A 12,903-nucleotide genomic window follows, 5' to 3' on the forward strand; every position below is an offset into this window, starting at 1 on the left:
GGGATAGAAATCTATGAACTCTTTACAATTTAATCGTCATCGTCGTTTAAGACAAAGCGGGGGCATGCGTGCGCTTGTGCGTGAAACGTTTTTACATACGGAAGATTTTATTTACCCTATTTTTGTATTAGAAGGTGAAAATGTTCGTAATGAAGTTCCTTCTATGCCAGGCGTATATCAAATGTCTTTAGATTTATTGCAAGCTGAAATGCAAGAAGTTGTTGATTTAGGTATTCGTTCTGTTATTGTATTTGGTTTACCTGCTGAAAAGGATGAAGTTGGATCATCAGCATATTGTGATCATGGAATTGTACAACGTGCTATTCAGCAAATTAAAGGTGATTTCCCTGAGCTAGTAGTAGTTGCAGACACATGTTTATGTCAATTTACAAGCCATGGTCATTGCGGTGTAATTGAAGATGGTATTATTTTAAATGACGAGTCTCTTGCAGTTCTTGCGAAAACAGCTGTAAGTCAAGCGAAAGCAGGAGCGGACATTATTGCGCCATCAAACATGATGGATGGCTTCGTAACAGCAATTCGCCATGCATTAGACGAAAATGGTTTTGGACACGTGCCAGTTATGTCGTACGCTGTGAAATATTCATCAGCATTTTATGGACCATTCCGTGATGCTGCGCACGGTGCACCGCAATTTGGTGACCGTAAAACATATCAAATGGATCCGGCAAACCGTATGGAAGCATTCCGTGAAGCAGAATCGGATGTAATGGAAGGTGCAGATTTCTTAATCGTAAAACCAGCTCTTTCTTACTTAGATATCGTTCGTGATGTGAAAAATAACTTTAATTTACCAGTTGTCGCTTATAATGTAAGTGGTGAATATTCGATGATTAAAGCGGCAGCGCAAAATGGTTGGATTAATGAAAAAGAAGTTGTTCTTGAAAAATTAATTAGTATGAAACGTGCAGGAGCAGATTTAATTATTACGTATCATGCAAAAGATGCAGCAAGATGGTTACAAGAAGGAGGCGCTAAATAATGAAAAAGTTTGATAAGTCAATTGCAGCGTTTGAAGAGGCGCAAGACTTAATGCCTGGTGGCGTAAATAGCCCGGTTCGTGCCTTTAAGTCTGTTGGGATGAATCCGTTGTTTATGGAGCGTGGAAAAGGCTCTAAAGTATATGATATCGATGGGAATGAATATATCGACTACGTATTATCATGGGGTCCTTTAATTCATGGTCATGCAAATGATCGTGTTGTAGAAGCGTTAAAATCTGTTGCTGAAAGAGGTACAAGCTTCGGTGCACCAACAGAAATTGAAAATAAATTAGCAAAACTTGTTATTGAGCGCGTGCCATCAATTGAGATTGTGCGTATGGTTAACTCTGGAACGGAAGCAACAATGAGTGCACTACGTTTAGCTCGTGGTTATACAGGTCGTAATAAAATCTTGAAATTTATCGGTTGTTACCACGGTCATGGTGATTCGCTATTAATTAAAGCTGGTTCTGGTGTGGCGACTTTAGGTTTACCAGATAGTCCTGGTGTACCAGAAGGTGTAGCGAAAAATACGATTACAGTAGCTTATAACGATTTAGAAAGCGTAAAATACGCGTTTGAACAATTCGGTGATGATATTGCTTGTGTAATTGTAGAACCAGTAGCAGGAAATATGGGGGTTGTTCCTCCACAGCCTGGATTTTTAGAAGGTCTTCGTGAAGTAACAGAACAAAACGGTGCATTGCTTATTTTTGATGAAGTAATGACAGGGTTCCGAGTAGCTTATAATTGTGGCCAAGGTTATTATGGCGTAACGCCTGATTTAACATGCTTAGGTAAAGTAATCGGTGGTGGTTTACCAGTAGGAGCATACGGTGGTAAAGCGGAAATTATGCGCCAAGTTGCGCCAAGCGGACCGATTTACCAAGCTGGTACTTTATCAGGTAACCCACTTGCAATGGCGGCAGGTTATGAAACGTTAGTACAGTTAACGCCAGAATCATATGTAGAATTTGAGCGTAAAGCTGAAATGTTAGAAGCTGGATTACGTAAAGCAGCTGAAAAACATGGCATTCCTCACCATATTAACCGTGCAGGCTCTATGATTGGTATTTTCTTTACAGATGAACCCGTTATTAATTACGATGCAGCAAAATCTTCAAACTTAGAATTCTTTGCGGCTTACTATCGTGAAATGGTAGAACAAGGTGTATTCTTACCGCCATCTCAATTCGAAGGTTTATTCTTATCGACAGCACATAGTGATGCAGATATTGAAGCGACGATTGCAGCAGCTGAAATTGCAATGTCAAAATTAAAAGCGTAATGTATTAGAGAAAATCGCTCTCCGTAAGGGGAGCGATTTTTTTTATTCATAAAGTAAGCTTTCCGCACATAAATCTGTAATGACATATAGTTTGGGAGGGGGAAAAGAAGTGGCTGCAGATCATTCATTACGATTTTCATTAAAAGAATCTGTGTGGTTCCAAAAAGGACAGGAAGTCGAAGAACTTTTGTCAATTTCGTTAGATCCAGACGTTGAGATAGAAGAGCTTGATCATGAAGTAATCGTGAGAGGACAATTAGATTTAACGGGAGAGTATGTTGCACGAAAAGATGATTCGGCGTATTCATTAAGAGAACTATCGCCAGCAAAGTCAATTGATTATGTAGAAACAAGAGAAGATGGGGTTAATGAACTTGTTCATTCCTTTCCACTTGAAATATCAATTCCGAGAAATCGAGTGAAAGTAATTGAAGAGCTATATGTATCAATCGAGGAATTTGATTATGAATTAAAGGAAAATGGTTGCTTACAATTATTAGCGGATATATCTATTACCGGTTTGTGTGATGAAGAGAGAAGCGAGGATGAAGTTGAAGAGGAAGAGGAAGAAACGGTGTATGCTGAGTTAGAAGAAGATTCAGCGCAAGAGGATGAAAATAGACCGGCGCCGCATGTAGAAGAACCAGCATATAAGGAATCAGATGAGTGGGAAGATTACGCATTTGAACCGTTCCAATTAGAGGAAAGAAAAGAGCAGGAATTAGAAGAAGAGAAAATAGAAGAACATGAATTTGTGGAACGTGAAGAGGAGCAAGAAACAACGCCACAATTTGAACTGTTCGGACGAAAAGATTTCAAGAAAGAAAAAGCGAAAAAGCAGGAAGAACAAGAAGAAGAGTACTCACAGCGAGATGAAAATGCGCTTTATTTAACAAAACTATTTACGAAAGAACCGGAAGAAGAATTTACAAAGTTAAGAATGTATTTCGTGCAAGAAGGGGATACAATTGAATCTATTGCAGACCGTTATGAAACGTCTGTACAAAATTTACACCGTGTCAATCAAACAGAAGATATATTTTTAAATACGGGGCAAATTATTTATATTCCCGTTTCAAGGGTAAAGACGAAATAAGGAAGTGAGTGTTTTCACTCACTTCCTTTCTTAGAGGCTATGTTTTGAATAGAAAGGGTTATTCGTATGGATATTGAGTTGCGAAATCACTATGAACCTATTGTGAGGCAATATAGATTGGATACGCAGCATATGGAAGAGCACGGAAATGTAATGAAAATTTATACGAATCAAGGTCCATATGCACTCAAGAAAATAGAAGGCAGAAAGTTAGAGCGGAATAACTTTCTGCATCATATTCAATATTTGAAGGAGAAAGGTTTTTCAAATTATGTACCTATATATCATGCGACGGATGGAAGTTATATTTTAAGTGACGGGACGTATAATTATTATTTAATGCCTTGGTTAGAACGTGCAGAAGGAAACGGTGAGGACAATGATCAATACCATAAAATGTTTCAGACACTTGGAACGTTGCATCAAAAAACTGTGAAGGAAGAAACGTATACGGAAGAAGATTTAGAAAAACATTATACAAGTATATCCGATCGTTGGGAAAATGATGGTGAGATGTTAGAAGAGTTTCTCGTAGAATCTGAATCAAAATGGTATATGTCCCCGTTTGAATTGCAATATTGTACGTACTATCATCATGTAATGAGAGCGCGTGAATTTGCAACGAAGCAATTAAATGAGTGGAACGATGCGATGAAAGAAAAAGAGAAAACGCGTATTACTTTTGTGCATGGTAATGTGTCACTTAATCATTTTTTATTTGACTATGAGCGGAATGGCTATTTTATTAGTTTAGAAAAATCGAAGTTTGCAACGCCTGTGCAAGATATAGTAGGTTTTTATTCACGGTCTTTAAACACATATCCAATCGCAAGAAGTGATCGGTTTGAATGGTTTCAAATGTATCAAAAAAATTTCCCTTTTACGAAAGAAGAGCAACTACTTATGTTTGCGTATATGACGTATCCATCGCAATTTATTCGGCAAATCCAGTCTTATAAGAAAAGAAGAGATAATCGCAACGAGGAAAATGAACTGCGCGGAGTAAAGAGTTTGCAACAATCGCATTGGCTCGTTAGCAATATAGAATATTTCCTGTCGCAATTACAAGCTGCCCAGCAAGGGAACGGATAAAGTAAAGGCATTCTCCGCTGATGATTAGCCTTCACCAATTGGGCGTTTACGGGCAGCAGGGCTCCCATCTAACTTCTTTGCTTCAGCTGAGTTTTGAGGTGGAGGTCTTACTGCCCGCAAATAGCGGGGGAAAGAAGATAAGTAGAGGATTCTACTTATCTTCTTTTTTTGCACGAAAAGCTGTAGTTTTAAATTTATCTTGACGAATAAGGTTTCGTTTTTTACACTATTGTATATAATAATTAACAATCATATAAATGCCTTGAAGGGGAAGAGTATAACATGAAACGTCTTCAGAGAGGAGAATCATTAGCTGAGAGATTCTCTAGATAGTTATGTTAGAAGGTAGCCCTGGAGCATCTTTTCTGAACGGAATAGTTCTTATTAGGAAAAGACGGATTTGTCCGTTATCAAATTAAGAGTATAAGCAAATTATGAATTTGTTTGTAAATAAAGGTGGTACCGCGATGTCCCTCGTCCTTTTTGGATGAGGGACATTTTTTATTTTAAGGAGGGAAAATAATGTCAAACACGGAAAAGAATTTACCAACTAAATATGATCATATGTCCGTTGAAGAAGGCCTTTATCAATGGTGGCTTGAAGGCAAATATTTTGAAGCAACAGGAGACGAGAAGAAACAACCGTATACAATTGTAATTCCACCTCCGAACGTAACTGGTAAGTTACACCTAGGTCATGCTTGGGATACAACTCTTCAAGATATTTTAACTCGTACGAAGCGTATGCAAGGATACGATGTACTATGGCTTCCAGGAATGGACCATGCTGGTATCGCAACACAAGCGAAAGTAGAAGGAAAACTTCGTGAAGAAGGTATTTCACGTTACGATCTTGGCCGTGAAAAATTCCTTGAAAAAGCTTGGGAGTGGAAAGAAGAGTACGCTTCTCACATTCGTCAACAATGGGGGAAAGTTGGTTTAGGACTAGACTATTCTCGTGAACGCTTCACATTAGACAAAGGTTTATCAGATGCGGTTAATAAAGTATTCGTTCAATTATACGAAAAAGGCTTAATTTACCGTGGTGAATATATCATCAACTGGGATCCAGCAACACGTACAGCTCTTTCTGATATTGAAGTAATTCATAAAGAAGTTCAAGGTGCATTCTATCATATGAACTATCCGTTAACAGATGGTTCTGGTCACATTCGTCTTGCGACAACTCGTCCAGAAACGATGCTTGGTGATACAGCAGTAGCAGTTCATCCAGAAGACGATCGTTACAAACATTTAATCGGAAAAACAGTTACACTTCCAATCGTAGGCCGTGAGATTCCGATTATTGCTGATGAGTACGTAGAAAAAGATTTCGGAACGGGCGTTGTAAAAATTACACCAGCTCATGACCCGAATGACTTTGAAGTAGGTAACCGTCATGACTTACCACGCATATTAGTAATGAACGAAGATGGAACAATGAACGAAAAAGCTGGTAAGTATAACGGTATGGATCGTTTCGAATGCCGTAAAGAATTAGTAAAAGACTTACAAGAAGCTGGCGTATTAGTAGAAATCGAGCCACATATGCATTCAGTAGGTCATAGTGAGCGTAGCGGTGCAGTTGTTGAGCCTTATTTATCAACACAGTGGTTCGTAAAAATGGCTCCACTTGCTGAAAAAGCAGTAGCGCTTCAACAAAAAGAAGAAGAAAAAGTAACGTTCGTACCAGAGCGTTTTGAAAACACATATTTACGTTGGATGGAAAATATTCATGACTGGTGTATTTCTCGTCAATTATGGTGGGGACACCGTATTCCAGCTTGGTACCATAAAGAAACTGGTGAAGTATACGTAGGTACAGAAGCACCAGCAGATATTGAAAACTGGAATCAAGATAACGACGTACTTGATACATGGTTCAGTTCAGCGTTATGGCCATTCTCAACACTTGGTTGGCCAAATGAAGATTCAGCAGATTTCAAACGTTACTATTCAACAGATGCACTAGTAACGGGTTATGATATCATCTTCTTCTGGGTATCTCGTATGATTTTCCAAGGTTTAGAGTTTACAGGAGAGCGTCCATTTAAAGATGTATTAATTCACGGTTTAGTTCGTGACGAGCAAGGTCGTAAGATGAGTAAATCTCTTGGTAACGGTATTGACCCAATGGATGTTATCGAGAAGTACGGTGCAGATGCAATGCGTTTCTTCTTATCAACAGGAAGTGCACCAGGTCAAGATTTACGTTTCAGCATGGAAAAAGTAGAATCTACTTGGAACTTCATTAATAAAATTTGGAACGCATCACGTTTCGTATTAATGAACATGGATGATATGAAGTATGAAGAAATCGATTTAACTGGTGAAAAATCAGTAGCAGATAAGTGGATCTTAACGCGCTTAAACGAAACAATCGAAAGCGTAACACGTAACATGGATAAATATGAGTTCGGTGAAGCTGGTCGTTCATTATACAACTTCATTTGGGACGATTTCTGTGATTGGTATATTGAAATGGCGAAACTTCCACTATACGGTGAAGATGAAGCAGCTAAGAAAACAACTCGTTCTATTTTAGCTTACGTATTAGATCAAACAATGCGTCTATTACACCCATTCATGCCATTCGTAACAGAGAAAATTTGGCAACATTTACCGCATGAAGGCGAGTCTATTACAGTAGCTGCGTGGCCAACAGTTCGCGAAGATTTACAAGATACGGAAGCTGCGGCAGAAATGCACCTTCTAGTTGATATCATTCGCTCTGTTCGTAACATCCGTGCAGAAGTAAATACGCCAATGAGCAAAAAAGTTCAAATGCAAATTAAAGCAAAAGATGAGGCTGTACTTGCTCAACTTACGAAAAACAGCTCTTACATTGAGCGTTTCTGTAACCCAAGCGAATTAACAATTCAAACGGACTTACAAGCGCCAGAAAAAGCAATGACTGCAATCGTATCAGGTGCAGAGTTATTCTTACCGTTAGCTGATCTTATCAATCTTGATGAAGAGAGAGCTCGTCTTGAGAAAGAACTTGAGAAGTTCGATAAAGAAGTAGAACGTGTACAGAAGAAACTTTCTAACCAAGGTTTCGTAGCGAAAGCTCCTGCAGCGGTTATTGAAGGAGAGCGTGCGAAAGAGCAAGATTACCTAGAAAAACGCGAAGCAGTTCGTCAACGTCTAGCAGATCTTGAAAAGTAAAAATGTTTTTAGAGACTCACTATATTGGTGAGTCTCTTTTCTTTGCGTATAATAGAACTATGAAAGTTGTCTTTTGAAAGGGGAAAAACATACGTGATACATACATACGAAGAAGCGATAGGGTGGATTCATAGCCGATTGAAATTTGGAATTAAGCCAGGATTAGAAAGAATGAAATGGATGCTAGCAGAACTTGGAAATCCAGAGCGTCATATAAAATGTGTTCATCTTGCTGGTACAAATGGAAAAGGTTCAACATTAACATATATGCGTTACATGTTAGAAGGCGCGAAATATAAGGTAGGAACGTTTACCTCTCCTTACATCGAAACATTTAATGAGCGCATTAGTGTGAATGGAACACCAATTGCAGACGAAGAGATTACTGAACTTGTAAAGATGGTAAAACCAGTCGTGGAAAAACTAGATGAAACGGATTTAGGGGAAGCGACAGAGTTTGAAATTATTACTGTTATGGCGATTTACTATTTCGGTAAAGTCAATTTCTGTGATGTTGTTTTATTTGAAACAGGGCTTGGTGGACGTTTTGACTCTACTAATGTCATACACCCTGTTCTCACGATTATTACGAATATCGGTCACGATCATATGCATATTTTAGGAAATACACTAGGGGAAATTGCATATGAAAAGGCGGGGATTATTAAGTCTGGCGTGCCGGTAATTACTGGTGTACAAGATGAAGAAGCTTTGCAAGTCATTCAAAATGTTGCAAAGGAAAATCATGCAAACTTATACGAACTTAGCAAGCATTTTACAGCGTTACATAAACAGTCTAATGAAGATGGGGAACAGTTTGATTTTACTTGTCCTTTTTCCGCATTTGAAGATTTGCAAATCTCAATGAAAGGCATTCATCAAGTAGGAAATGCAGCGTTAGCACTTATGGCAGTAATGTATGTAAAAACATATTTATCATTTTTAATTGAGGAAGAGGAAATAAGAACGGGATTACTGGAAGCATATTGGATTGGGCGCTTTGAAAAGCTGCAAAGTAACCCGGATATTATTATAGATGGTGCTCATAATCCAGAAGGTATCGAAAGCCTTGTGAAAACAGTAGAAGCGCATTACAAAGATAAAAATGTAATAGTGTTATTTACTGCCCTTGGTGATAAACAATTACATAACATGGTAGGCCAATTAGAAACCATTGCAGATGAAATTATTTTTACAACATTCGCCTTTGATCGTGCTATTTCTGCTGACAAGCTTGCATCATATTCACAGAAAGAATCAAAATTAGTTTTTGAAAATTGGAAAGAGGCAATTGATACAAAAGTTGAAAAGATAGCAGAAAATGATGTTTTTATCATAACGGGTTCTCTTTATTTCATTTCTGAAGTACGAAAATATATTCGCGAGAAAAACTAGATAGTCTTTGCTATCTAGTTTTTTTGTTCTACAAATGAAGTCAAATGCATACATATAAGATAAATATATAGGGTTATTTGGCGAATTCCTCTGACAAATATCTCGTTTTTTTATGAAATGAATATGATATGATGCGGACAACGATAAGAGGTGAGGTGTGAGTGTATGGACAAGCAATCACGAACGATCTCAGTGAAAGTGAATGGAACAGAAGCGAAGTATGAGGAAAAAAAGAAAGATGAATTTGAATGGATGGTAGTAGAAAGTGAACGACCGAAAAATGTTGTTCCGTTTCAAAAAGCGAAATCAATGTCTGTGGAAAAATACCGAAAGAAGTGGAGTAATACATTAATTGTAATCGTTGCAACTGCAATCATTATCGGTACGGCGTTTGGAATGGGGATGCTTCATTTACTTACTGGACAAGGAACGACAGGAGGAAGTGAAGTGACAGCTTCAAGGCCGACTGGAAATGGAGAATCAAGGGTGGGTGGAACGGCAGAACAAACACCAGCACCGAAAGAAGAAAAACAAAAAGCACAGGCAGGAACGTCATTGGATCCGATGAAATTATTTTTTGTTCAAGGGGGGCTTTATTCTTCTGAAGAAAAGGGACAGGCAGCTCTTGAAGAATGGAAAGGCAATGGGGGCATTGGTGCTTTGAGACCGAGCGGTGATAAGTATGCAATAGTTGTTGGTATTGCTAGCGATGAACAGTCTATAAATCAATTAATGACTAAGTATAAAAATGATGGTGTCTCCGTTTTAAAAAAGAGCTGGGATATAACAGATAAAGCATTGCTGAAAGATGATAAAGAAGTAGGGACATTTTTAACAAAAGTGCAGCCATTATACACTCATTTAGCAAAATATGCTTCTAGCGTACAAGTTGGTGGAAAAAGCAGCCCAAAAGATATAGAAGCAATTGAAAAAGAATGGAAAAAGGTTGAAAAAGAAGGGGAAAGTATGAAACGAGAAGAAGCAAAGAAACTGTATATGTATACGTCGGTAGCTGTACAAACAGTAAAAGATGGGAAGATGGATAAGGAATCTTTGGCGAAATTAAATCAAGTTATTATTGATGGTTTACTCTCGTATGAAAAAATTGTTTCGTAGAAAGTGAAATGATAGGATAATAAAATGAGTAAGAAAGAAGTACATGTACTTCTTTCTTTTCTTTTGAATTTAGAGCAAAGTGCTTTCTCTATGATGGGAATATAATCGTATGCAATAAAGAAGTGTTATTTTAGTTAGAGAAATTAATATTTCTTTCATTTGTGGGCAAACTATTCCTTTGATACGATTAATATAAATTGTTCTGCTTCATGTGAGAAAGGAAGGAGAAAATATGAGAAAAATAATTTTAGCTTCAGGATCACCTCGGAGGAAGGAATTGCTTGAGTTAGCTAGTGTGCCATTTGAAATCGTTGTAAGTGAAGTAGAGGAAACAATTGGTGCATATTCATCGCCTTCGGATATTGTAATGTCGCTTGCCTTGCAAAAAGCATCAGCGGTGGCAGAAAATAATAGTGATCACATTGTGTTAGGTGCAGATACAATTGTTACATATGAGTCGCGTATTCTTGGTAAGCCTTCTAATGAGGATGAGGCGAAAGAGATGTTACAATTACTATCAGGGAAAACACATGAAGTGTATACAGGTGTTGCGATTATAGCAAAAGAAAAAACGGTTACTTTTTATGAGCGTACAGAAGTTACATTTTGGGAGTTAACAGAAGAGGAAATTGATACATACGTCGCGTCGAAAGAACCTCTTGATAAAGCCGGTAGTTATGGGATTCAAGGTAAAGGATCTATTTTCGTTCAAAATATTCAAGGGGACTACTATAGTGTAGTTGGCTTACCAATCGCACGCCTCGTTCGGGAATTAAAACAATTTGATATTGATGTAACCCATGCGTAAAATTGCATGGGGTTTTCTTTGAGAGAACAAATAAAGGGGTGGAGAGATGAACGGTATTCGTGATGTTGTAAGAGAAGAACAGCCACGGGAGCGTTTATTGTTAGAAGGTGCTGGAAGTTTATCAAATCGAGAGCTTCTCGCAGTGTTACTCAGAACAGGTTCTAAAGAAGAAACAGTTTTAAAGTTGTCAGATAAAATTTTACACCAATTTGATGGCTTACGTATGTTGAAAGATGCAACATTAGAGGAGCTAATTAGTATACATGGTATTGGGATTTCAAAGGCATCGCAACTTATGGCAGCCTTTGAACTAGGCAGAAGAATGGTACGTTTAGAATATCAAAATAGATATAGTATTCGAAGTCCAGAAGATTGTGCGAAATACATGATGGAAGAAATGCGTTTTTTACAACAAGAGCATTTTGTTTGTTTATATTTAAATACAAAAAATCAAGTTATACATAGGCAAACGATCTTTATTGGAAGTTTAAACACGTCAATTGTACACCCGAGGGAGGTTTTTAAAGAAGCCTTCCGTCGTGCAGCAGCCTCTATCATATGTCTTCATAACCATCCCTCAGGAGATCCCACGCCGAGCCGTGAAGATATTGAAGTAACAAAACGCTTAGTAGAATGCGGCCAGATTATCGGAATTGAAGTGCTTGATCATATTATAATAGGTGACCATAAATTCGTGAGTTTAAAGGAAAAAGGTCATATTTAAGACTATGCTTTTTACTTATTTTGTTTTATAATGTGATTTATGAGTTTTTTGTAGAAATTTATCTACAAAAAGGATAAAGATATAAAAAACGTACTGTTTTTATAATATAAATTAAGAAAAAATGAGTCCGTGAAAACAAGAAAGGAAGATAAATAATATGTTTGGATTTGGTGGATTTACTCGCGATCTTGGAATAGACTTAGGAACTGCGAACACGCTTGTATATGTAAAAGGAAAAGGTGTAGTTTTACGTGAACCTTCAGTAGTGGCGTTACAAACTGATACGAAACAAATCGTTGCTGTAGGTAGCGACGCAAAACAAATGATTGGTCGTACACCAGGGAACGTTGTGGCACTTCGCCCGATGAAAGACGGTGTAATTGCTGATTACGAAACAACTGCAACAATGATGAAATATTACATTCAACAAGCTCAAAAATCAAACGGTTTCTTCTCACGTAAGCCGTATGTAATGGTATGTGTACCATCTGGTATTACAGCTGTAGAAAGACGTGCAGTAATCGATGCGACTCGTCAAGCGGGTGCTCGTGATGCTTATCCTATCGAAGAGCCATTTGCAGCAGCGATTGGTGCAAACTTACCTGTTTGGGAACCAACTGGTAGTATGGTTGTTGATATCGGTGGTGGTACAACAGAAGTTGCAATTATTTCTCTAGGTGGTATTGTAACAAGCCAGTCAGTCCGTGTTGCTGGTGATGATATGGACGATTCAATCATTCAGTACATTAAGAAAAGCTATAACTTAATGATCGGTGAAAGAACAGCTGAAGCATTAAAATTAGAAATTGGTTCTGCAGGCGAGCCAGAAGGTATCGAGCCTATGGAAATTCGCGGTCGTGATTTAGTAAGTGGTTTACCAAAAACAGTACTAATTCAGCCAGAAGAAATTGCAGATGCATTAAAAGATACAGTAGATGCGATTGTAGAATCAGTTAAAAATACGTTAGAAAAAACTCCACCTGAATTAGCGGCTGATATTATGGACCGCGGTATCGTATTAACAGGTGGCGGGGCATTACTACGTAATTTAGATAAAGTAATTAGTGAAGAAACGAAAATGCCAGTTCTTGTTGCAGAAGATCCATTAGATTGCGTAGCAATTGGAACAGGTAAAGCATTAGACAATATCGATCTTTTCAAAACTGCTGCTCGATAATATTGCAAAATAAAAATCAGTGAAATTAAGAGGGT

General features: G+C 37.9%; 10 protein-coding genes and 1 other annotated feature. All 10 genes read left to right on the forward strand.

Going from position 1 to position 12,903, the window contains the following annotated elements; translation table 11 throughout:
* Positions 1-13: 13 nt before the first annotated feature.
* The 10 genes from hemB (at position 14) to mreB (ending at position 12,868) form a co-directional block, all read left to right on the forward strand.
* Positions 14-1,003 (forward strand): porphobilinogen synthase, encoded by a 990-nt coding sequence (gene hemB, locus ES895_RS01635; RefSeq protein WP_001087065.1) that lies wholly within the window; start codon positions 14-16, stop codon positions 1,001-1,003.
* Positions 1,003-2,292: a glutamate-1-semialdehyde 2,1-aminomutase gene (gene hemL / locus ES895_RS01640; protein WP_000712943.1), complete on the forward strand. Its 1,290-nt coding sequence runs from the start codon at positions 1,003-1,005 to the stop codon at positions 2,290-2,292. The genes hemB and hemL overlap by 1 nt, the downstream gene beginning before the upstream one ends.
* A gap of 79 nt (positions 2,293-2,371) precedes the next feature.
* Positions 2,372-3,388 carry a stage VI sporulation protein D gene (spoVID, locus tag ES895_RS01645; RefSeq protein ID WP_002062448.1) on the forward strand — a complete coding sequence of 339 codons (1,017 nt, stop codon included), beginning with the start codon at positions 2,372-2,374 and terminating at the stop codon, positions 3,386-3,388.
* Positions 3,389-3,454: 66 nt separating this feature from the next.
* Positions 3,455-4,480 carry a spore coat protein YsxE gene (gene ysxE, locus ES895_RS01650; RefSeq protein ID WP_000350658.1) on the forward strand — a complete coding sequence of 342 codons (1,026 nt, stop codon included), beginning with the start codon at positions 3,455-3,457 and terminating at the stop codon, positions 4,478-4,480.
* Positions 4,481-4,733: 253 nt separating this feature from the next.
* Positions 4,734-4,965 (forward strand) — a binding site (T-box leader).
* 37 nt (positions 4,966-5,002) lie between these two features.
* Complete coding sequence (locus tag ES895_RS01660; protein WP_000072250.1) at positions 5,003-7,648, forward strand: valine--tRNA ligase; 2,646 nt, start codon at positions 5,003-5,005, stop codon at positions 7,646-7,648.
* Positions 7,649-7,741: 93 nt separating this feature from the next.
* A complete protein-coding gene (locus tag ES895_RS01665; RefSeq protein ID WP_000582036.1) occupies positions 7,742-9,043 on the forward strand; it encodes a bifunctional folylpolyglutamate synthase/dihydrofolate synthase in 1,302 nt (433 codons plus the stop codon).
* Between the two features lie 165 nt (positions 9,044-9,208).
* On the forward strand, positions 9,209-10,159 hold the full coding sequence (locus tag ES895_RS01670) for a hypothetical protein (RefSeq protein ID WP_000361014.1): 951 nt from the start codon (positions 9,209-9,211) through the stop codon (positions 10,157-10,159).
* Between the two features lie 232 nt (positions 10,160-10,391).
* Positions 10,392-10,967, forward strand: a complete 576-nt coding sequence (locus tag ES895_RS01675; RefSeq protein WP_001226291.1) for a Maf family protein — start codon at positions 10,392-10,394, stop codon at positions 10,965-10,967.
* A gap of 46 nt (positions 10,968-11,013) precedes the next feature.
* On the forward strand, positions 11,014-11,691 hold the full coding sequence (gene radC, locus ES895_RS01680) for a DNA repair protein RadC (protein ID WP_001013391.1): 678 nt from the start codon (positions 11,014-11,016) through the stop codon (positions 11,689-11,691).
* Between the two features lie 157 nt (positions 11,692-11,848).
* On the forward strand, positions 11,849-12,868 hold the full coding sequence (gene mreB, locus ES895_RS01685) for a cell shape-determining protein MreB (RefSeq protein ID WP_000466736.1): 1,020 nt from the start codon (positions 11,849-11,851) through the stop codon (positions 12,866-12,868).
* Positions 12,869-12,903: the final 35 nt, after the last annotated feature.

Source organism: Bacillus sp. 007/AIA-02/001, from assembly GCF_004634455.1.
GTDB classification, from domain to species: Bacteria; Bacillota; Bacilli; order Bacillales; family Bacillaceae_G; genus Bacillus_A; species Bacillus_A cereus.

Bases quoted from the DNA above. Each gene is read 5' to 3' on its own strand.
- hemB (WP_001087065.1), top strand. From the start codon at position 14: ATGAACTCTTTACAATTTAATCGTCATCGTCGTTTAAGACAAAGCGGG.
- hemL (WP_000712943.1), top strand. From the start codon at position 1,003: ATGAAAAAGTTTGATAAGTCAATTGCAGCGTTTGAAGAGGCGCAAGAC.
- spoVID (WP_002062448.1), top strand. From the start codon at position 2,372: ATGACATATAGTTTGGGAGGGGGAAAAGAAGTGGCTGCAGATCATTCA.
- ysxE (WP_000350658.1), top strand. From the start codon at position 3,455: ATGGATATTGAGTTGCGAAATCACTATGAACCTATTGTGAGGCAATAT.
- ES895_RS01660 (WP_000072250.1), top strand. From the start codon at position 5,003: ATGTCAAACACGGAAAAGAATTTACCAACTAAATATGATCATATGTCC.
- ES895_RS01670 (WP_000361014.1), top strand. From the start codon at position 9,209: ATGGACAAGCAATCACGAACGATCTCAGTGAAAGTGAATGGAACAGAA.
- ES895_RS01675 (WP_001226291.1), top strand. From the start codon at position 10,392: ATGAGAAAAATAATTTTAGCTTCAGGATCACCTCGGAGGAAGGAATTG.
- radC (WP_001013391.1), top strand. From the start codon at position 11,014: ATGAACGGTATTCGTGATGTTGTAAGAGAAGAACAGCCACGGGAGCGT.
- mreB (WP_000466736.1), top strand. From the start codon at position 11,849: ATGTTTGGATTTGGTGGATTTACTCGCGATCTTGGAATAGACTTAGGA.